Source organism: Xenorhabdus sp. BG5 (assembly GCF_015163665.1).
Lineage (GTDB): Bacteria > Pseudomonadota > Gammaproteobacteria > Enterobacterales > Enterobacteriaceae > Xenorhabdus.
Map to the genome: position 1 here is coordinate 1 of NZ_JADEUG010000004.1, position 21,334 is coordinate 21,334.

Consider the following 21,334-nt stretch of genomic DNA (forward strand, 5'->3'; position numbering starts at 1 on the left):
CAGCAAGGATAAAGAAATTCGGTGGTGCGGTAGTTCAGTTGGTTAGAATACCGGCCTGTCACGCCGGGGGTCGCGGGTTCGAGTCCCGTCCGCACCGCCACCGTATTTAGGAAAAACCCTGAGAGATATCTCTCAGGGTTTTTCCTATTGCTTAATCCACAACTTATTGCTTATATCTTTATCAATGATTTTAAATTCATATTTTTCATTTAGTTGATAAATGAGCTTTATTTACGTTTTATTTTATTCCACTAGAGCGATGATCTTTTAATATATAGTGGAATAATTACAGATTTTATAAATTAATCTTATCCTTATATGTCCTTACCCTAGAGAAATTTATTTCATAAATATAGTATTTTTTGATACTTATCAAATATATTAATATTTATTTTTTTAATATTAAATAAATCAATCTACTAATTTTAATGAGTAATTGTTTTACCAATATGTTGTGTTGTTATTGTATAATTGCATAATCATGTTGGTTTTTTAAGCGTTGGCGATTGAAATCAATGACCAAGATGTCATATTAGTGGAGATAAAGGTGTTGAGGTAAGCTGGGGGAAACTTGATCAGGAACAGTTATTTAAGAAAAAGCTGGGCAAGAAAAGATTACGTTCAAAAAAATTTTGCCATGAGATATGTTGCTGGACAGCCTGTGGAACGAGTTTTTCCCACTTCTAAGCAATTACTTGAGAATGCATCGTTACCACGAGGAGAACCGCTCCTTGAGCATAATCGTGAGCTTTCTGTTGCCATCTGGAATATCTATAAACAACAGCGCCCATCATGGCAACATGTTTTGGCTTCTTTGATTGAGAAGAGTGACCTTGTCTTGCTACAAGAAGCACAAACGACGCCAGCCTTATTGCGATTTATTACAGACAGCGGTTTGGTCGCGGATCAGGTTCCTGCATTTGCTCTCCCTCAACACCCATCAGGTGTGATGACATTAGCATCGTCTTCACCCGTTTATTGTTGCCCGCTACGTGAAAAAGAACCGATACTTAGACTATCTAAATCGTCATTAATTACAATTTATCCATTGCCAGATAAACGCCAGTTGATGGTGATAAATGTGCATGCCATTAACTTTAGCCTTGGTGTTGATGTTTATAGTCGACAACTCAATAACATTGGTATGCATATCAGCTTACATAATGGCCCTGTTATTTTTGCTGGGGATTTTAATGCATGGAGTCGGCAGAGATTAAAAATATTGGAACGTTTTGCTCGCCGTATGCAATTGAAAGAAGTACATTTTAATGACGATCATAGGACGATTGTTTTTGGCAAGCCGTTAGATTTTGTTTTCTATCGTGAATTAAAAGTTTCCCGTGCAGCAGTTGTCATGACCGGTGCTTCTGATCATAACCCATTGATGGTGAACTTCTCTTTATGACGATTTCTCTGTGTGGTGATAAGCGACTTATTGATCTTGCAGAGAAAAGATAAAAAAAGCGTCGGAGATTACCGACGCTTTTTGAAACATACTTGAATAGTTTACTGGTTAGAAGTGCGTTTTGTGGAGAGTTTCTTCTTCACACCGAAGAAATAGGCTAGAGTCAGAATAAATACCCAACCCAGACCAACATATAGCGCGTCTCTTGTTTGCTCAAAATAGCCCAGCAATACGATGATACTGACCATGAAGACGAGTGTGATTGCAGGAGCGATAGGCCACATTGGGATTGGAAATTTCAATGTCTTAACTTCTTCCACACTCATTTGGCGACGCATGGCAACTTGCGAAATTAAAATCATCAACCATACCCAGACGGTTGCAAATGTGGCGACAGAAGCGATAAGAATGAAGATCTCGTCAGGGATCAGATAATTTAGCACTACGCCAAGTAACAGAACGGCAGTCATGACAAGAACCGTCATCCATGGCACGCCATTACGAGTTAATTTTTTGAATGATTCGGGCGCTTGTCCTTCTTGCGCCATGCCATACATCATCCTGCCAGCACCAAAAATATCACTATTGATAGCGGAAATCGCCGCGGTAATCACGACCACATTCAGAATATTTGCCGCTGAATTAATTCCCAAATTAGAAAAAATCTGTACAAATGGGCTGCCATCCTGACCAATTTGATTCCATGGATAGATGCTCATCAGGATACACAGAGTCAAAACATAGAAGATCAAGATACGAAACGGGACTGCATTAATTGCCTGAGGGATCGTTTTTTCTGGATTTTTCGCTTCACTGGCAGTGATACCAATGACTTCTATGCCACCAAAAGCGAACATAACAATGGCGAATGAAGCTATCACGCCACTGATACCATTTGGCATAAAACCGCCATGCTCCCATAAATTGGACAGACCGGTCGCATGCTCAGTTGCTTGTCCGAAACCGTAAAACATAATGGCAAGACCGCCGATAATCATGGCAATAATGGCAGTGACTTTAATGATTGAAAGCCAAAACTCCATTTCACCAAAGATTTTTACGTGACACAGATTCAAGGCACCAATAAAACAGACAATCCCTAAAACCCAAATCCACTGATCAACATGTGGGAACCAGAGCTTCATATACGTGCCGAATGCAGTAACATCAGCCAGGCAAACAAACAGCATTTCAAGAATATAGATCCAACCAGTTAAAAAACCGGCCAAAGGTCCCAGATAATGGCTGGCATATTGCGAAAAAGAACCCGAGACAGGATGGTGAACGGCCATTTCGCCGAGTGCTCTCATTACGATAAATACGGCAGCTCCGCCGAGTAAATAGGCCAGTAATACAGCAGGGCCAGCTTGCTGTATTGCTGCTGCTGAGCCATAAAACAGCCCCGTGCCTATTGCAGAGCCTAAAGCCATAAAGCGGATATGCCGCACGCTTAGACCCTGTTTAAGCTGATTTTCATTATTTTGCATTCGTTATTCCCATCTATCCTTTCAGCCTGAGAGTATTTAGGCATACGATGCTCTGTCTGGCGTGAGATGCCAGCAAAAGCAACCTGGTACAATACCATAAAGATGGATGTTCGCGGGATAGATATCTGTAATAATAACGGGCAGTTTATTAAGGCCAGAGTTTTTTTATGATTTACCCAATAAATGAAATCTTCCAAACTTTACAGGGAGAAGGCGTGTTTACCGGTGTCCCTTCGGTTTTCATTCGATTGCAAGGATGTCCGGTAGGGTGCAGTTGGTGCGATACCAAACATACGTGGGAAAAAGAGGCTGATAAACAGCAGCCGATGGAAAATATCTTGCTGAAATCGCAAGACAGCGATTTGTGGGGCGTTGCTAGTGCAAGGCAATTGTTGAGTATATTTACTCGCCAAGGTTACAGTGCGAAGCATATTGTCATTACCGGGGGAGAACCGTGCCTATATGATTTGCGTCCTTTGACTGAAACACTGGAAAGTGAAGGCTATCAATGCCAGATAGAGACGAGTGGTACACATGCGATTCAGTGCTCTGATAAAACGTGGGTGACGGTTTCTCCGAAAGTGAAAATGCGCGGAGGCTATCGGGTTTTGCCTGAGGCGATTAAACGTGCGAATGAAATTAAGCACCCTGTCGGGCGGCAGCGCGATATTGAAGCATTGGATGAATTATTGACTATGCTTGATGGAAAGCCTGTGCCGGTTATTGCCTTACAGCCGATCAGCCAGAAAGAAGAGGCTACCCGCCTGTGCATCGAAACGTGTATTGCCCGTAATTGGCGTTTTTCGATGCAAACCCATAAATACTTAAATATCGCTTAAATCTCATTCAGCACCAGGCTCTGGTGCTGAATCCTTATTCTCCCCGATAGATACAACCTGCGCTACAAGTCTCTTTAACCATAACAGCACTGAGTTGAGGCAACGTCGGTTTTAACTTCTCCCAGATCCACTTGGCCAACACTTCGCTGGTTGGGTTTTCAAGCCCAGGAATCTCATTGAGATAGTGGTGATCGAGCTGTTCCCAGACAGGTTTAAAGGCCGCTTTAACATCGGCAAAATCCATGAGCCAGCCACTAAACGGATCGACATCTCCGGTGACCTCCAGACGTACCATAAATGAATGCCCATGCAAACGCCCACATTTGTGCCCTTCCGGTACGTGTGGAAGGTGATGTGCTGCTTCGAATTGAAAATCTTTAAAGATGGTTGTACTCATTGTGCTTTCCCCTGATTTAAAAAGGTCGGCTATTCTACCTGAACTTTGCAAGCTTAACGTGATTTTTCTGGAAGTAAAAAGCACAACGCTTAACGACTTTATTGATATATTAAATCTGTAAATAAAGTTAGGCGTTTTGGTTATGAGATATTGCGATCCTTTCTTTAAATACAGCTCCCATTCTGGGATAACCTTAATCAATTCATGTTCATGACTGGATTGATTCCTGCATCTTGTACAACATGGATACTGGCTATAGCAAAAGGCACTGGGACAATGACCGCAAAACCACCTTCAATCGCATTACTACCTGTTTCTCCAGAACAATTATCACGCTTGCAGTCTGCAATTAGCGATTTTTCTCCCCATCAATTAGCCTGGTTGTCTGGTTACTTTTGGGGAATGGTGAATCATCAGCCACAAATGGGGGCGGAGGCACCTGCCGTTTCCGCACAGGAAACCGTAACTTTGCTTTCCGCATCGCAAACAGGCAATGCCCGTCGTTTGGCTGAACAGCTAAGAGATTCACTATTAGCTGAAAATATCAATGTAAACTTAATTAATGCGGGTGACTATAAATTTAAACAAATTTCCCAGGAACGTGTATTGATTATTATTGCTTCAACACAAGGTGAAGGTGAACCTGCTGAGGAAGCTGTAGCACTCCATAAGTATCTCTATGCCAAAAAAGCGCCCTCAATGAAAGAGACGGTATACGCCGTATTTGGTCTTGGGGATACGTCGTATGAAAACTTCTGTCAGGCAGGGAAAGATTTTGACAGTCGTCTGCATGAGCTTGGTGCTCAGCGTTTACTGGATCGTGTTGATGCTGATGTGGAATATCAAGCACAAGCTACCCAGTGGCGTCAGCAACTTACGGATATCTTAAAGCAACGTTTGTCAGTACAAGCAAATACTGTTACTTCTCCTGCCACTTCATCTACTATTTCAACGCATATCCAGGAACCTCAAATGTACACCAAAGAAAGCCCTTTAACGGCCTCTTTGTTGACTAACCAAAAAATAACGGGACGTGGTTCTGACAAAGATGTTCGCCATATTGAGATTGATTTAGGGGATTCAGGGCTGCGTTATCAACCAGGGGATGTTCTTGGCGTTTGGTTTGAAAACGATCCGGCTTTAGTGGATGAATTAATAGCCCTGCTTTGGTTGGAAGGTTCAGAGCAGGTCAATGTGCATGGAAAATCACTCCCATTGCGTGAGGCGCTGATTAACCATATAGAGTTGACCCAAAATACCGGTGTGATTGTTGGGAAATATGCAGCGTTGGCGAAAGATGAAAAACTGTTATCGCTAGCCGCTAACAAACAAGCCTTGCAGCAATATGCCCAGACAACGCCTATTGTCGATATGGTCAGGGCTGCTGCTTCACAGCCAGAAGCCCAACAATTTATTGATTTATTGCGCCCACTGACACCACGTCTCTATTCCATTTCCTCTTCACAATCTGAGGTGGAAAACGAAGTTCATATTACTGTTGGCGTTGTTCGTTATGACATTGAAGGGCGTGCCCGTACAGGTGGAGCGTCAGGTTATCTGGCGGATCGCTTGCAGGAAGATGACAACATCCGCGTGTTTATCGAACAGAACAACAATTTCCGTTTACCGGCCGATCCCAATACACCAATCATCATGATTGGGCCGGGAACGGGGGTTGCTCCATTTAGGGCATTTTTGCAGCACCGTGACAGTCAGGGAGCTGAAGGTAAAAACTGGCTGTTTTTTGGTAACCCCCATTTTGTGGAAGATTTTCTTTATCAGGTTGAATTCCAGCGCTATGTGAAAGAAGGCTTATTGACCCACATTGATCTGGCATGGTCAAGGGATCAGCAGCATAAAGTGTATGTACAAGACAAACTGCGTGAACAGGGAGGAGAAGTCTGGCGCTGGATTCAGGATGGTGCCCATCTGTATATTTGTGGCGATGCGAATCGCATGGCAAAAGACGTAGAACAAGCCCTATTGGACATTATTTCACAACATGGTGGCATGGATGCTGAACAGGCTGATGAATTTTTGAGTGAATTGCGCCTTGAGCGCCGTTATCAGAGAGATGTTTACTAATATGAGCAATGTGAGCAAAGAAAAAACAGGTCCTTTGATCGTTGAAGGCAAACTTGCAGACAGTGAACGTATGAAGTTGGACAGCAATTATCTGCGAGGAACGATTAGCGAAGATTTAAAAAATGGGCTGACAGGTGGATTTGAGGGGGATAATTTCCTCCTTATCCGCTTTCATGGTATGTATCAGCAAGATGACCGTGATATTCGGGCAGAACGTACAGAACAAAAACTCGAACCGCGTCATGCCATGATGTTGCGTTGTCGCCTGCCGGGAGGGATTATTACCCCAAAACAGTGGCTAGGCATTGATCGGTTTGCGACAGAAAATACGCAGTATGGCAGTATTAGATTGACTAACCGACAGACATTCCAGTTTCATGGGATCTTAAAAAATAATCTCAAACCCGCACATCAATTATTAGCACATATGGGCTTGGATTCACTGGCTACCGCCAACGACGTCAATCGTAACGTGTTGTGTACGTCCAATCCGGTGCAATCTGCTTTACACCAACAGGCTTATGAGTGGGCGAAAAAGATATCGGAACATCTGCTGCCTCGTACCAATGCGTATGCTGAAATCTGGTTAGATAAAGAAAAAGTTGCAACAACCGATGAAGAGCCGATTCTTGGCACCACTTATCTGCCCCGTAAATTCAAAACATCGGTAGTGATCCCGCCACAAAATGATGTGGATCTCCATGCCAACGATATGAACTTTGTTGCCATTGCGGAAAATGATCAATTAATTGGCTTTAACGTATTGGTGGGTGGGGGATTAGCCATGACCCACGGCGACAAAAAAACCTTCCCACGGCTGGCGACTGAATTTGGTTTTATTGCTCAGGAGCACACACTGGCCATTGCAGAGGCGATAGTGACCACCCAACGTGATTGGGGTAACCGGACTGACCGTAAGAATGCGAAAACCAAATATACCCTTGAACGTGTGGGTATCGAAACCTTCAAACAAGAGGTTGAAAAACGTGCTGGCGTGAAATTCGAAGCAATTCGGCCATATAAATTCACGGGTCGGGGCGATCAAATTGGTTGGCTAAAAGGTATCGATGGTCAATGGCACCTGACCTTATTTATTGAAAATGGCCGTTTGTTGGATTATTCCAACAAGCCATTAAAAACCGGGATTGCAGAAATTGCGAAAATCCATAAAGGCGATTTTCGTCTGACAGCTAACCAAAACCTGATTGTGGCAGGGGTGCCGGAGAGTGAAAAATCGCGGATTGAAGACATTGCCCGTGCTCATGGCTTAATTGACGATAACGTGACAACCTTACGTCACCACGCTATGGCCTGTGTTTCATTTCCTACCTGCCCATTAGCGATGGCTGAAGCAGAACGTTTCCTGCCGACTTTTGTCGATTATGTTGATGCGTTAATGGAAAAGCATGGCGTTGGTGATGAAGAGATCATATTGCGTGTTACAGGCTGTCCGAATGGATGTGGCAGGGCGATGCTGGCAGAAATTGGGCTGGTGGGTAAAGCACTTGATCGTTACAACCTGCATCTTGGTGGAAATCGTATCGGTGATCGAATTCCTCGTATGTACAGGGAAAATATCACCTCAGCAGAGATCCTTGAGATACTGGATGAATTAATTGGTTGTTGGGCATCGGAACGTCATGCCGATGAATGTTTCGGAGATTTCCTGATCCGCACCGATATCATCAAGCCAGTATTGAATTCAGCTGTCGATTTTTATGATTGGCAGGAGGCCGTATGAGCCGACTGAATTTATCGGAGCTGGTGGCACTGGCTCCAGAGCAGCAAATCGCGTCATTGGCAGACATCAATCAACAACTGGAGAAGCTGGATGCCCATGAACGTGTGAAATGGGCGTTGGAGCATCTGTCTGGTGAATTTGTGCTTTCTTCCAGTTTTGGTATTCAGGCCGCTGTTTGTTTACATCTTGTAACACGGGAATACCCTGATATTCCCGTCGTTCTTACCGATACGGGATACTTATTTCCTGAAACGTATCAATTTATTGATAAACTGACCGAAAAACTCAACCTAAACTTGAAAATTTTTCGTGCAAAACATTCTCCGGCCTGGCAAGAAGCACGTTATGGCAAATTATGGGAACAGGGGATAAAGGGAATTGAGCGTTATAACCAAATCAACAAAGTTGCGCCGATGAACCAGGCATTAAAAACGCTGCAAGCGCAAAGTTGGTTTGCGGGTTTGCGTCGCCAGCAATCGGAAAGCCGAACTAATTTGCCTGTGCTGGCAATTCAACGGGGAGTGTTCAAAATCCTGCCTATTATTGATTGGGATAATAGGCAGGTTCACCAATACTTGACCAAGCATAGCCTTGAATACCATCCATTATGGGAACAGGGCTACCTTTCTGTCGGGGATACACATACCACCCAAAAATGGGAACCCGGTATGAGTGAAGAACAAACGCGTTTTTTTGGCTTGAAACGTGAGTGTGGTTTGCACGAAGGTTAATTACCCCCGGCTTTATTTGAAAATTACAATTATTCCTTATGGATGAATTGGGAGTAATTTTATGCTTTTTTTAATGCATTATTGTTATGTAATTGATGTGGCGATTTTTTATATGAAAATGCTATATTCTAACTCTTCGTTAAGAATAGAATTTGAGTCAGGTAATTTAACACATTAAAGCCTTTTAGTTTCAGTGTGTGATTAATTACTTATGTGATTTTATAAGGAAATGGGTATGAAGAGAATTTCAGATGAATTTGTTGATGGTATGGTTGTATTTGATGATGGAAAATTAAAGCCGTTTTCACAGCAAGAAAAATACAGAAAGAAAAAAATTGCTGATCTTGAAAAGGAATTGAGTGAGAATGAAGATCTTTATGTTTTATTAACATTTGAAGAAGCTGCCCGTATAGTAAAAAACGCATGTGGACCTAACCCAAATTCATCATGGAAAGAAGCGGGTTTTTTATGTTTAGATGTTGCTACATCATTTACAGGGAATATCATTGATACCTATGGTTTGGGCCGATTGGCAAATGAACTTAGTAGTAATTTTAGCGTTAAAGTTACTGAGTTTGTTGATAGGTATGGTAATCGAAGCATCAAGTTAACCGGTCGAACGGGGATTAGGAAATTTTTGACAGCGGCAAAATATAGTGTGGGTAACTGGAAAATGATAGACATGGGAATAGGAACGCAAGGAATGCAACATGCGGCTATTGATGGAGCTAGGAAAGTTGTTTTTGTGGCCGCTGCTTATAGATTATTAGAGTTGGCATTTAGAGATGAATATGATGTTTATAATTTTTTTGGCAATATAACTATGGATGCTGCCAAAACAGCCGTTGGAGTTTTGGCGGGTATAGGGGTTAGTGCTCTTGCTGGAATGATCTTAACCACAGGTACCTATGCACTTGCTGTAGCTGTTGGAGTTGTTCTTGCAGGAGTTCTTGTTGCTAGTTTATTATATTATCTTGATAGTAAATTTGAAGTAAGTAAAGCTCTGATAGAGTATATGCGAAAAAAAGAGCTAAGTGTAGCCAATAAATTAGATTATCGTAAACAGCCATTTGTCTATCCTTATCCACGGATAAAATAGCAGTTTTATTTATTTTTATAAGGTTTAATTTAATATGAAAGGGGATATTGTGGATAATAAAAATAGAATTATTGTTATAATAAGCTCTGTGTCTTTTATTTTGATGTCGTTTTTACTTTATTTTTTTATTTTTGATGATATTGTGTCATTCATTAAAATGAAAGATGAAATAATTTTTTCTTGGAAGTTGTTTTTATTTTTCTTTGCATCCCCTCTTCTTTTGTATATGTGTGTTTGTACTTTTTATTATAGTGTTGCATCAAAACCGATGAAAATTAATAATAAAATAATGAAGGTTCTCACTATCAACTTTTTTGTTTTCTTAGCTCTGAGTTTCCCTGTATCCTGGTATTTAGATATAAAACTGAAGGGAGAGGGATATACTGTTTGTGAGAGATTGTCAGTTGGCTCACCGAATAAATATGTTAAATATCCGAAAACATGTCGATGATGATATTGTTTCTATTATTAAAGTGAGGGGTGAAATAATTTCCTATTGGAAATTCATTGCTATTTTATTCATGTTACCTCTTTTTATTTATATGTTCTCATGCGATTTTTATTATAGTGTTACATCAAAAACTATGAAACTTAATAATGAGCTAGTAAAGATACTTACTATCATTTTTTTGTTTTGAGTTTCCCTATATTCTGGTATTTAGATGCAAAACTGAGGGGGAAAGGATATACTGTTTGTGAGCGATTGTCAGTTGGCTCACCCAATAAATATGTTAAAGACCCCAAATTATGTTGCCAAGCATATAATTTAATATATGCTTAGCTTTTTTTCCTTAGTAAACCCGATCTTCCCATATGCTATATGCAGATGTACCTGCTGTTACGTGGTTCCATGAAATGGACTTATAATTGAGGGTAACTTTTTCATATGGCATTACATCATGATCATTTATAGAATGTGGGTAGACACAGGAAATATCCGCAATAGTTGCTTCCGTAATTTTCACTTCATAAAACAATTCTAACTGTCCTGTCTGGCTTGTCCGGTAGAAAATAAATGCACCATTGAGTGATTCGTTAGAATCTATCGTCATGGCTAATAGTGGCGAAGATTTGTCTATCGGTTTGACAAACTGTATAGGCTGATGAGAAACATTCTGTTGGCGAGATATTGCATGATTTAAACTGAGTACCTGTATTTGATCTTCATGCCCTTTTTGGTATCGATTCCCTATAGAGTCGAGCGTTGAACATCCTGCTGAAATTAAGCCTTGTTTTTTACCATTTAACGTTAGATATATCATATACGACATAAAAATTACCGCCTTAGTTTTTATTCAAATAATGTCGGCTACAGTGTGTAGGCCAGAGAAAGTTAATTTAACATATTAAAAAAACTTGTTATAGGCGCTTCAAGGCAAAAAAGATCTGCTTGAAAACCTTTTTGTCAGACGTAATGCACTGGGGCGAACGGTCTTTTTATGCATCGTTTAGGTGAAATAAGGGATCGAAGTTTTTAGCTTATGCGATTCAGGAACAAATAATTACTTTTTGTCATTTCATAACCTGATCACGGCCTCATATATTCATCTTCTGGTTATCATAATAATTAAGAGCTATATCCTTTGTGACTATGAAATCCATAGGGTAGAACATGAACAGGCTCTAACGCGGGATGGTATCGTGGATTATTTACCTTTATTTATTGAGCTCAAAGCCCGATCGGTACTGCTGGTTGGGGGCGGAGAAATCGCCTCTCGCAAAGCAGACTTATTACTTCGTACTGGTGCAGCGTTAACGGTTGTTGCTCCTGAATTACATGCAGACCTGCAACAACGCCATCAAACAGGAGAATTTGAATGGTTACAAGGAACGTTTAAAACAGAATATCTTGATGGTGTATTTTTAGTGATTGCCGCCACAGACGATCACAACCTCAATCAACATATTTTTGCCGAAGCCAATAAGCGCGCTATCTTGACCAACGTCGTGGATAACCAACCTCTCTGTTCGGCCATTTTCCCATCAATTATTGATCGCTCCCCGATTATCGTGGCGATCTCATCGGCTGGAAAATCTCCGGTATTAACCCGATTATTGCGAGAAAAGCTGGAGTCTTTACTTCCATTTAGCTTGGGTACGATGGCAAATATGGCGGGGCGCTGGCGCGAGCGCGTGAAACAACGTCTTACTTCCATACGTCAACGACGTCATTTTTGGGAAAAGGCGTTTAATGGGCGTTTTGCCACATTGATCGCCAATGGGCAATTACAGCAAGCAGAAGAGCAACTTGAACAGCAGTTGACACAAGGTGACTCTCATTCCCAAGGAGAACTTGCTCTGGTAGGCGCTGGGCCAGGTGATCCAGGGTTATTGACCTTAAAAGGCTTGCAAGTGATCCAGCAGGCTGACGTCATTCTTTATGACCATTTAGTGAGCGCAGAAATTCTGGAATTAGTTCGCCGTGATGCAGACAAAATCTGTGTTGGAAAAAGAGCGGGTAATCACTCCGTGGCGCAGGAAGAAACTAACCAACTTATCATCAACTTAGCGAATCAGGGGAAAAAAGTGGTTCGCTTAAAAGGAGGCGATCCCTTTATTTTTGGTCGTGGTGGGGAGGAATTACAGATTGCAGCAGCAGCGCGAATTCCTTTTCAAGTCGTGCCCGGCATTACGGCAGCAGTGGGCGCTTCTGCTTACGCAGGTATCCCATTGACTCACAGAGAACACGCGCAAAGCGTCACCTTTATTACCGGACATTGCCGTGAAAATGGCAATGAATTGGATTGGCCTGCACTCGCGCGAGGTAATCAAACATTAGCCATTTATATGGGGCTCATGAAAGCAGCCTTGATCAGCCAAAAGCTGATTTCACACGGTCGGGATAGCCATACCCCCGTTGCCGTGATTGGTTGTGGCACTCGTCCAGAACAGCAAGTATTGACCGGGACATTATCCGAATTGGAGCGATTGGCACAAGAAGCCCCATCACCCGCCTTGCTGGTCATCGGAGAGGTGGCTCAACTCCACCATCAGATAGGCTGGTTTGAACGCAGAAACGCTGTTGATCAAGTAAATCGCCCTGCTGTGATTGATTTAGTATAAGGAGTGCCCAATGGACAAAAAAAGACTGACACACTTACAGCAGCTTGAAGCTGAAAGTATCCATATCATTCGGGAAGTGGCGGCTGAATTTGCCAACCCCGTCATGCTCTATTCGATTGGTAAAGATTCCTCTGTGATGCTGCATCTCGCGCGTAAAGCATTTTATCCGGGAAAACTGCCTTTCCCCTTATTGCACGTAGATACCGGCTGGAAATTTCAGAACATGTACGACTTCCGTGATCGCACAGCGGAAAAATATGGTTTTGAGTTACTGGTTTACCGCAATCCACGAGGAGAGGCGTTGGGAATTAACCCTTTTATTCATGGCAGTGCCAAACATACCGATATCATGAAAACCGAAGGATTGAAGCAAGCACTGGATAAATACGGCTTTGATGCAGCATTTGGCGGAGCGCGGCGTGATGAAGAAAAATCGCGAGCCAAAGAACGAATTTACTCATTCCGTGACCGCTCCCATCGTTGGGACCCTAAAAACCAGCGCCCTGAACTTTGGCGCAACTATAACGGCCAGATTAACAAAGGGGAAAGTATCCGCGTCTTCCCGTTATCCAACTGGACAGAGTTGGATATCTGGCAATACATCTATTTGGAGCATATCGATATCGTCCCCCTTTATTTTGCTAAATTTCGTCCGGTTGTTCAGCGTGAGGGAACATTAATTATGGTTGACGATGATCGAATCGACCTGAAAGCCGGGGAAGTCATTAGCCAGCGTAAAGTGCGTTTTAGAACACTTGGCTGCTGGCCGCTGACAGGAGCAGTGGAATCAGAAGCAGAAACGTTGCCGGAAATTATCGAAGAAATGCTGATATCGACCACTAGCGAACGGCAAGGGCGGCTGATTGACAGTGATCAGTCAGGTTCTATGGAGCTGAAAAAGCGTCAGGGTTATTTTTAAGGAGTCCAGATATGCCAGCACTTGCATATAATGAAACTATTGCTAGTCAGATCAAGCAACAAGGCGGAGTTGAAGCCTATCTTCGGACGCAGCAGGAAAAAGGATTACTGCGTTTTTTAACCTGCGGTAGCGTGGATGATGGTAAAAGTACCTTAATTGGACGTTTACTGCATGACACTCGTCAAATTTATGAGGATCAACTCGCAACTTTACAAAGCGATAGCAAACGAATCGGGACACAGGGAGAAAAGCTCGATCTGGCCTTATTGGTTGATGGATTGGCGGCTGAACGGGAACAGGGCATCACCATTGACGTAGCATACCGCTATTTTTCCACGGAAAAGCGTAAATTCATTATTGCAGACACACCAGGGCATGAACAATATACCCGCAATATGGCGACAGGCGCTTCAACCAGTAATCTTTCCATTTTATTGATCGATGCACGCAAAGGTGTTCAGGAACAAACTCGTCGCCACAGTTTTATCAGCACCTTGCTGGGTATTCGTCACTTGGTGGTGGCAGTCAATAAAATGGATTTGGTTGGATATCAGCAAGAGATATTTGAACAGATCAAGCAAGATTATTTGCATTTCGCAGCACAATTACCGACTGACCTCACCCTCTATTTCGTCCCAATTTCGGCGTTGGAAGGGGATAACATTGTCACCCGCAGTGAAAAAATGGCGTGGCATACGGAAAAAGCGCTCCTGGATATCCTGGAGTCCGTGGACGTAAAAACAAAAGCGACAGAACAGCCCTTGCGTTTCCCCGTACAGTATGTCAACCGCCCTGATCTTGATTTTCGTGGATATAGCGGCACATTGTCATCAGGGATTTTATGGCAAGGCCAGCAAATAAAAGTGATGCCATCTGGTGTGATTTCTACGGTAGAAAGGATCGTCACGTTTAATGGCGATTTCACATTTGCCGTACCCGGAGAGGCTATTACCCTCGTATTAAAAGATGAAATAGATATTAGCCGTGGTGACTTATTGATTGCTGTTGACGATCAAATGAGCGTAACCCGCCACGCTTTGGTTGATATCGTCTGGATGTCAGAACAGCCACTGATTCAAGGGCAAAGTTTGGATATCAAAGTCGCGGGTAAAAAAAGCCGTGGCAAAGTCGATAATGTTCAATATCAAGTGGATATTAATAACCTGACACAGAAAGTCGCAGTTGAGTTACCCCTCAATGCCATTGGGCGGGTGGAATTTTCATTTGATGAACCTTTATTGCTCGACTGTTATGCGCAAAATGCAGATACCGGTGGCATTATCCTGATTGATCGTCTGACCAATGTGACCGTAGGCGCGGGATTGGTGCGTGAAATCCAGGCAGATGTTTATGAAGAGCCTAAAGAATACAGTGAGTTTGAACTGGAACTTAACCAATTAGTTCGTCGCCACTTCCCGCATTGGGGTGTCCGTGATCTATTGGGAGGAAAATAAGTGGCTCAGGATAATATTGTCTGGCATTCACATGTTTTGGATAGGGCACAGCGGGAAAGTGCAAATGGACATCCTGCACGGGTGATTTGGTTCACAGGGCTGTCTGGCTCAGGAAAATCCACGCTTGCAGGGGCCTTGGAGCAGGCATTGTTTGCACAAGGGATCAAAACGTATTTACTGGATGGCGATAATGTCCGTCATGGCCTGTGCCGTGATTTGGGCTTTTCTGAAATAGATCGGCAGGAAAATATCCGACGAGTCGGTGAAGTCGCAAAATTGATGGTTGATGCGGGGCTGGTTGTCCTGACTGCATTTATTTCCCCCCATAGAGCAGAACGGCAAAAAATACGTGAACTCATGGAAGAGGGGCGATTTATTGAGGTGTATGTCGATACGCCACTGGCGGTCTGTGAGGCCCGTGATCCCAAGGGACTATATAAAAAAGCACGAGCGGGAGAATTACGTAATTTCACCGGAATTGATGCTGCTTATGAAGCTCCCGAACAGCCAGAAGTCTATTTGGATGGTTCACAGTCTGTAGAATCTTCGATTGAAAAACTGCTTTTTGTCCTGAAAAGCGACAATATCTTGCCAACTTAACGACCAAACCCACCAAACTGTCATGAAACACATTATTATTGTCAGTGAAATAATGTGTTTCTACACTCATTGAATGCAATGCATTTCTATTATGTCGTGCAATCCTGTTTTGCAAGTGGTTTTTTGCGAATGGTTTTGTAAATGGTTTTGTGAGAGTCAGTGGCGTCACGCTTTCAGTTGTGGGATGATTAGCGGGTTTTCAGGGGGGGAGATGGGCAAACTAACGCTACTATTATTGGTTCTTCTGGGTTGGTTACAGTATTCGCTATGGTTCGGCAAAAACGGCATTCACGATTATGTGCGGGTTAAGGCTGAAGTTGATAAACAAGAGGTTGATAACCTAAAACTAAAAGCACGTAACGACCAGCTGTTTGCTGAAATTAAGGATCTTAAAGGGGGTCAGGAAGCGATTGAAGAACGCGCTCGTAATGAATTGGGCATGATTAAACCGGGAGAGTCTTTTTATCGTATGGTGCCTGATACCTCAAAACATAATGCGCAATAACCTTTAAATCAAAACAGTAAATAATAACCGAAATGAATAAGTCACAACTTCATTCCCCTGCTGGTGTTTCTCTTGCTGAAATTATCGCCTTGATCCCTGCTGCGGGTATTGGTAGCAGGATGAAATCAGATTGCCCAAAACAGTATCTGAGAGTTGCCGGAAAAACGATTCTTGAACATACCCTGGCAGCGCTGTTTGAGCATCCTCGTATACAACGCGTTATTATTGCGTTGAATCCTGCTGATACCCAATTTGCGCAATTGCCTATCGCTTCTGATCCCAGAATTACGACAGTTATTGGCGGTGAAGAGCGAGCTGATTCGGTTCTGGCTGGGTTAGATTATCTGGCTGGTTTGCCTACAGACAGGACAATCTGGGTTTTAGTGCATGATGCAGCCCGTCCTTGTCTTCATCGAAATGATCTCGATAGCCTGCTGCGGATTATTGATCACAATGCAGGATCTCCTGACATATGCGGTGGATTGTTGGCATCACCGGTGAGGGATACGATGAAACGCATGGTATCGTTGCCCGTCGCAGAGTCATCCACAATTAACCACACATTGATTGCGCATACCGTTGATCGTAACGGACTGTGGCATGCTTTGACGCCACAATTATTCCCTTTGCAGTTGTTGCGTGACTGTTTGATCAAGGCACTTGCAGATCAAGCCTGTATCACCGATGAATCTTCGGCACTTGAGTATTGTGGTTATCGTCCCGTGCTGATTAATGGACGAGCGGACAATATAAAAGTAACCCAACCTGAAGATTTGGCATTGGCTGAATTTTACCTATCCCAAAAAGCTAAGGAATCTATCGTATGAGAATTGGACATGGTTTTGATGTGCATAAATTTGGCGGAGAAGGGCCATTGATCATTGGCGGTGTCCGCATTCCTTATGAACAAGGATTAATTGCCCATTCCGATGGTGATGTTGCCTTGCACGCTGCTACAGACGCCCTATTGGGAGCGGCAGCATTGGGAGATATTGGCAAATTATTTCCCGATACCGATCCTGCTTTCAAGGGCGCAGATAGCCGTGAGCTACTGAAAGAAGCTTACCGCCGTATCCGTGCGAAGGGCTATCGGATAGGGAATCTGGATATCACCATCATTGCACAGGCACCGAAAATGTTGCCGCATATTCCCCAGATGCGAGTTAACCTGGCGGAAGATCTTGAATGCCACATGGATGATATTAACGTTAAAGCGACAACAACAGAAAAACTGGGGTTTGTTGGTCGTAAAGAAGGTATTGCCTGCGAAGCGGTTGCTTTGTTGGTAAAAGAATAAGTGGGTAAAAGAAATAAATATGACATTGAGTGAATTACATTGGCTTTATGGCCGACCGGAAGCGACCGGTATCGTTAAAGCCACACCAGAAGATTTTATTGTTCGCGAAGATTTGGGATTTTCTCCTGATGGAGAAGGTGAGCACTTAATGGTCCATATCCGTAAAACAGGATGTAACACCCAATTTGTCGCGGATCATCTTGCCCGTTTTGCCAAAATACCGGCTCGTTCTGTCAGCTATGCGGGGTTGAAAGATCGCAACGCAGTGACGGAACAGTGGTTCTGCTTACACTTACCGGGGAAACAAGATCCGGATTTAGCGGCATTTCAACTTGAAGGCTGTGAAGTGCTGGCAATTTCCCGCCAGAAACGCAAGCTACGAATTGGCGCATTGAAAGGCAATGATTTCACTTTGGTATTAAGAGATATTTCTGACCGACAATCGGTGGAAAAACGCTTGCAGCAGATAGCGCAAATTGGTGTTCCAAATTACTTTGGTGAACAGCGTTTCGGGCGGGAGGGACAAAATTTAGTTCAGGCTCAACGTTGGGCAGCTAATGAAATCTATGTCAAAGAACGCAACCGCCGCAGTTTTTATCTTTCTGCCTGTCGTAGCGCGATGTTTAATGCCATTGCCAGCCGACGTATTGCCCAAGGTGAACATCAAGAGGTAAAAAAGGGCGATGCATTACAATTAACAGGGCGGAGTAGCTGGTTTGTCGCTGATGAATCTGAATTGTCGGTATTGCAGCAGCGAGTTATGGGTGGAGAATTACAGATAACGGCTCCTTTACCGGGTGACAAGGCATTAGGAACACAGTATCAAGCCCTGGATTTCGAACAACAATGCTTATTGGATTACGAAGTGCTTTGGGCATTAGCCAAACGTGAACGCGTGGAGAGTGCCCGTCGGGCAATATTGGTGAAACCGCTGAACTTGCGTTGGGAATGGCAAAATGACCAAACTGTCATTCTGCATTTCTCTTTGCCATCTGGTAGCTTTGCGACCAGTGTTGTCAGAGAACTGATCAATCAGGATCTCGTCTCTTCCCTTGATGTGGCTTGAATGCAAAGCACTCTACAAAACTGTCAACGTCATGCTAAGATCAAACACACACAGGGTAATTTACATTATTAACCTATTTATTTTTAGTTAAATCAATGAGATATATCAATGCTGCGGATATTGCTGAGTAACGATGATGGTGTCACCGCACCGGGAATTCAAACCTTAGCGGCTACATTGCGGAAACACTATCATGTTCAGGTAGTTGCACCTGACCGTAACCGTAGTGGTGCATCGAATGCCTTAACGCTGGATCGTCCTTTGCGTATCAACACACTGAACAATGGTGATATTTCTGTTCAGGAAGGTACACCGACGGATTGTGTTTATTTGGGCGTGAATAATCTGGTACGTCCTCGTCCTGACATTGTCGTTTCTGGTATCAACTGTGGCCCTAACCTTGGTGATGACGTGATTTACTCTGGCACGGTCGCCGCTGCAATGGAAGGACGTCACTTAGGCTTACCCGCATTGGCGGTATCACTCAATGGTGACCAACATTACGAAACAGCGGCAGAAGTGACCGTGCGTTTATTAGCTTTACTGCAAAAATCCCCATTGAGAGCGGGCAATATTTTGAATGTTAATGTCCCTGATATTCCCATTGAACAAATCAAGGGATTTCGGGTGACGCGATGCGGTCGCCGTAGTGCGGCTGAGCAGGTTTATGCGATGGAAGATCCCAAAGGTAATATGCTCTATTGGCTAGGTCCTCCGGGAGAAAAAAGTGATTTTGGGCCTGAAACAGATTTTGCTGCGGTAGAAGAAGGATTTGTCTCCATTACCCCTTTGCAAGTGGACTTAACAGCTTATAAAGCCCAGGAGCTGGTAAGTGATTGGTTGGCAAAAGTCGGGGATATTGGGGAATGTTAAACCGATCAATGAAAAATTTGCTGGCGCAACTGCGTCAGCAAGGAATTCACAATGAGCCCCTGTTGGAGGTTATTGGCAAAGTACCTCGAGAATGTTTTGTTGATGAAGCTCTCGCACATAAGGCATATGAAAATACCGCACTGCCTATTGGTCACGGGCAAACGATATCCCAACCCTATATTGTTGCTCGCATGACTGAGCTGCTGAATTTAACCCCGGCATCCAATGTATTGGAAATTGGAACAGGCTCAGGTTATCAAACAGCAATCCTTGCCCACTTAGCCAAACGCGTTTTCTCTGTGGAGCGGATTAAAGGATTGCAGTGGCAGGCTAAGCGCAGATTGAAGCAACTCGACCTACATAATATCTCAACCCGTCACGGTGATGGCTGGAATGGCTGGCCATCAAAAGGGCCCTTTGACGCAATTATTGTCACAGCCGCGCCCCCAGAAATTCCACAGGCATTACTCCATCAACTTGCTGATGGAAGCGTAATGGTTTTACCTGTCGGTGAGCGAAATCAGTTACTGAAAGTAGTACATCGTTATGGGAATGATTTTCATAGCGACGTTATCGAACCTGTCCGTTTTGTACCCCTAATTCAAGGCGAACTAACATAATCAGCTAATTTATTTGAAGGGGGAGTTTCCAAATTAGCTGTTATTTTTTCTGAAATTAAGCAAAATGTTTCGCTTTAAATCTTTTGTAATCCTAAATTTTTATAAATCATTATTATTTTCACTTATATTTGCCTTTATGGGGGAATAAAGTATGAATCTAGAAAAACCAGTGAAAAAAATAAAGTGGATAATCGCCAGTACTGTCATGGGCGTTGTATTGATAGGTTGCAGTAATACACCAAATCGTCCAGCCCCAATTGTGAATATCGATACCAATCGTGTTTCAGATAATCATGCTATTAAAAATCGTCAGCTAGTGAATAGTGCTGCTAATAGCAGTTCATTTCAAGGGCGAATTATTTATCGCCGTAACTACGAAAATATTCCCAAGGGAAGCTACAACGGAAGCACTTATACGGTTAAACATGGAGACACTTTGTTTTATATAGCCTGGATTACAGGCAGTGATTTCCGTGATCTGTCTCTCAGAAATAATATTTCAGAGCCTTATAGCTTAAATGTTGGTCAGGTCCTGAGAATAGGTAATTCAACCTCCAAAAATGGTGTATTAATAGCATCAAATAGTACAGAATCAGAAATTAGTCAGGTTGATTTTCAAAAAATTAATGCGTATCCTGCAAATATTGATAAACCAAGGTCAGGAAAAATGTTGCCAAAGGCAACCATTTCTGATGACGATAATTCTGCCCCAAAAGTATCTATGGCAACAGGTACAGGGGTAAATAATGCTATTAATGGTACTGATACTATTAATAGCTGGAGATGGCCGGCAGAAGGAAAAATTCTTGAAGGCTTCTCTGATTCTCAGGGAGGAAATAAGGGCATTGATATTGCGGGGAATCGTGGCCAACCTGTATTTGCTACAGCCCGAGGAAAAGTGGTTTATGCCGGAAACGCATTACGTGGCTATGGAAATCTAATAATAATAAAACATAACGATGACTACCTAAGTGCTTATGCGCACAACGACACAATGTTGGTTCGTGAGCAACAGGACGTTCAAGCAGGGCAAAAAATTGCCACTATGGGTAGCACCGGAACAAGTTCAGTAAGATTACATTTTGAAATTCGCTATAAGGGAAAATCCGTAAACCCGCTGCGTTATCTTCCGCAGCGATAAACCGGGGCAGGG

At 43.0% G+C, this 21,334-nt stretch carries 22 protein-coding genes and 1 tRNA gene; 20 read left to right on the plus strand and 3 right to left on the minus strand.

Annotated elements, in window-relative coordinates:
* The first annotated feature begins 23 nt into the window (after nucleotides 1-23).
* Both IQ209_RS03600 and IQ209_RS03605 read left to right on the plus strand, forming a co-directional pair.
* A tRNA-Asp gene (locus IQ209_RS03600) sits at nucleotides 24-100 on the plus strand.
* A 474-nt stretch (nucleotides 101-574) separates the two neighbouring features.
* Nucleotides 575-1,405, plus strand: a complete 831-nt coding sequence (locus tag IQ209_RS03605; RefSeq protein WP_339378898.1) for an endonuclease/exonuclease/phosphatase family protein — start codon at nucleotides 575-577, stop codon at nucleotides 1,403-1,405.
* Between the two features lie 101 nt (nucleotides 1,406-1,506).
* On the opposite strand, the gene IQ209_RS03610 is transcribed toward IQ209_RS03605, so the two are convergent.
* Nucleotides 1,507-2,892 carry an amino acid permease gene (locus IQ209_RS03610; RefSeq protein WP_193849073.1) on the minus strand — a complete coding sequence of 462 codons (1,386 nt, stop codon included), beginning with the start codon at nucleotides 2,890-2,892 and terminating at the stop codon, nucleotides 1,507-1,509.
* 167 nt (nucleotides 2,893-3,059) lie between these two features.
* Between IQ209_RS03610 and queE the strand changes: the two genes are divergently transcribed.
* Nucleotides 3,060-3,731 carry a 7-carboxy-7-deazaguanine synthase QueE gene (queE, locus tag IQ209_RS03615; protein ID WP_193849075.1) on the plus strand — a complete coding sequence of 224 codons (672 nt, stop codon included), beginning with the start codon at nucleotides 3,060-3,062 and terminating at the stop codon, nucleotides 3,729-3,731.
* Between the two features lie 34 nt (nucleotides 3,732-3,765).
* Here the strand turns inward: queE and queD are convergent, their stop codons facing one another.
* A complete protein-coding gene (gene queD / locus IQ209_RS03620; protein WP_193849077.1) occupies nucleotides 3,766-4,128 on the minus strand; it encodes a 6-carboxytetrahydropterin synthase QueD in 363 nt (120 codons plus the stop codon).
* Between the two features lie 276 nt (nucleotides 4,129-4,404).
* Here queD and cysJ point away from each other — a divergent pair, with 276 nt between their 5' ends.
* The 6 genes from cysJ (at nucleotide 4,405) to IQ209_RS03655 (ending at nucleotide 10,565) form a co-directional block, all read left to right on the plus strand.
* Nucleotides 4,405-6,213 (plus strand): NADPH-dependent assimilatory sulfite reductase flavoprotein subunit, encoded by a 1,809-nt coding sequence (cysJ, locus tag IQ209_RS03625; protein ID WP_193849284.1) that lies wholly within the window; start codon nucleotides 4,405-4,407, stop codon nucleotides 6,211-6,213.
* Between the two features lies 1 nt (nucleotide 6,214).
* A complete protein-coding gene (gene cysI, locus IQ209_RS03630) occupies nucleotides 6,215-7,954 on the plus strand; it encodes an assimilatory sulfite reductase (NADPH) hemoprotein subunit (RefSeq protein WP_228005703.1) in 1,740 nt (579 codons plus the stop codon).
* On the plus strand, nucleotides 7,951-8,685 hold the full coding sequence (locus IQ209_RS03635) for a phosphoadenylyl-sulfate reductase (RefSeq protein ID WP_193849079.1): 735 nt from the start codon (nucleotides 7,951-7,953) through the stop codon (nucleotides 8,683-8,685). Before cysI ends, IQ209_RS03635 begins: the two co-directional genes overlap by 4 nt.
* 235 nt (nucleotides 8,686-8,920) lie before the next feature.
* A complete protein-coding gene (locus IQ209_RS03640; RefSeq protein ID WP_193849081.1) occupies nucleotides 8,921-9,784 on the plus strand; it encodes a hypothetical protein in 864 nt (287 codons plus the stop codon).
* Nucleotides 9,785-9,833: 49 nt separating this feature from the next.
* On the plus strand, nucleotides 9,834-10,235 hold the full coding sequence (locus IQ209_RS03645) for a DUF1240 domain-containing protein (RefSeq protein ID WP_339378896.1): 402 nt from the start codon (nucleotides 9,834-9,836) through the stop codon (nucleotides 10,233-10,235).
* Nucleotides 10,236-10,418: 183 nt separating this feature from the next.
* A complete protein-coding gene (locus IQ209_RS03655; RefSeq protein WP_193849085.1) occupies nucleotides 10,419-10,565 on the plus strand; it encodes a DUF1240 domain-containing protein in 147 nt (48 codons plus the stop codon).
* A gap of 10 nt (nucleotides 10,566-10,575) precedes the next feature.
* Here the strand turns inward: IQ209_RS03655 and IQ209_RS03660 are convergent, their stop codons facing one another.
* Nucleotides 10,576-11,055, minus strand: coding sequence for an Hcp family type VI secretion system effector (locus IQ209_RS03660; RefSeq protein WP_193849087.1), 480 nt, complete (start codon nucleotides 11,053-11,055; stop codon nucleotides 10,576-10,578).
* Between the two features lie 370 nt (nucleotides 11,056-11,425).
* On the opposite strand from IQ209_RS03660, the gene cysG reads away from it, so the two are divergent.
* The 11 genes from cysG to nlpD all read left to right on the plus strand — a co-directional run bounded on the left by cysG (nucleotide 11,426) and on the right by nlpD (nucleotide 21,322).
* Nucleotides 11,426-12,847 carry a siroheme synthase CysG gene (gene cysG / locus IQ209_RS03665; RefSeq protein WP_193849089.1) on the plus strand — a complete coding sequence of 474 codons (1,422 nt, stop codon included), beginning with the start codon at nucleotides 11,426-11,428 and terminating at the stop codon, nucleotides 12,845-12,847.
* A gap of 10 nt (nucleotides 12,848-12,857) precedes the next feature.
* A complete protein-coding gene (cysD, locus tag IQ209_RS03670; protein WP_193849091.1) occupies nucleotides 12,858-13,766 on the plus strand; it encodes a sulfate adenylyltransferase subunit CysD in 909 nt (302 codons plus the stop codon).
* A gap of 11 nt (nucleotides 13,767-13,777) precedes the next feature.
* A complete protein-coding gene (gene cysN, locus IQ209_RS03675; protein WP_193849094.1) occupies nucleotides 13,778-15,220 on the plus strand; it encodes a sulfate adenylyltransferase subunit CysN in 1,443 nt (480 codons plus the stop codon).
* A complete protein-coding gene (gene cysC, locus IQ209_RS03680; RefSeq protein WP_193849096.1) occupies nucleotides 15,221-15,820 on the plus strand; it encodes an adenylyl-sulfate kinase in 600 nt (199 codons plus the stop codon).
* Between the two features lie 211 nt (nucleotides 15,821-16,031).
* A complete protein-coding gene (gene ftsB / locus IQ209_RS03685; protein WP_099141990.1) occupies nucleotides 16,032-16,325 on the plus strand; it encodes a cell division protein FtsB in 294 nt (97 codons plus the stop codon).
* Between the two features lie 32 nt (nucleotides 16,326-16,357).
* Nucleotides 16,358-17,152: a 2-C-methyl-D-erythritol 4-phosphate cytidylyltransferase gene (gene ispD, locus IQ209_RS03690; RefSeq protein ID WP_193849098.1), complete on the plus strand. Its 795-nt coding sequence runs from the start codon at nucleotides 16,358-16,360 to the stop codon at nucleotides 17,150-17,152.
* A complete protein-coding gene (gene ispF, locus IQ209_RS03695; RefSeq protein WP_099113361.1) occupies nucleotides 17,149-17,622 on the plus strand; it encodes a 2-C-methyl-D-erythritol 2,4-cyclodiphosphate synthase in 474 nt (157 codons plus the stop codon). The genes ispD and ispF overlap by 4 nt, the downstream gene beginning before the upstream one ends.
* Nucleotides 17,623-17,641: 19 nt before the next feature.
* The gene (truD, locus tag IQ209_RS03700; RefSeq protein ID WP_193849100.1) at nucleotides 17,642-18,688 is read left to right on the plus strand and encodes a tRNA pseudouridine(13) synthase TruD; all 1,047 of its coding nucleotides are present in this window, start codon (nucleotides 17,642-17,644) and stop codon (nucleotides 18,686-18,688) included.
* A 108-nt stretch (nucleotides 18,689-18,796) separates the two neighbouring features.
* Nucleotides 18,797-19,561 carry a 5'/3'-nucleotidase SurE gene (gene surE, locus IQ209_RS03705; RefSeq protein WP_193849101.1) on the plus strand — a complete coding sequence of 255 codons (765 nt, stop codon included), beginning with the start codon at nucleotides 18,797-18,799 and terminating at the stop codon, nucleotides 19,559-19,561.
* Nucleotides 19,555-20,181: a protein-L-isoaspartate(D-aspartate) O-methyltransferase gene (locus tag IQ209_RS03710; protein WP_193849103.1), complete on the plus strand. Its 627-nt coding sequence runs from the start codon at nucleotides 19,555-19,557 to the stop codon at nucleotides 20,179-20,181. The genes surE and IQ209_RS03710 overlap by 7 nt, the downstream gene beginning before the upstream one ends.
* Nucleotides 20,182-20,332: 151 nt before the next feature.
* Nucleotides 20,333-21,322, plus strand: coding sequence for a murein hydrolase activator NlpD (nlpD, locus tag IQ209_RS03715; protein WP_193849106.1), 990 nt, complete (start codon nucleotides 20,333-20,335; stop codon nucleotides 21,320-21,322).
* Nucleotides 21,323-21,334 lie beyond the last annotated feature (12 nt).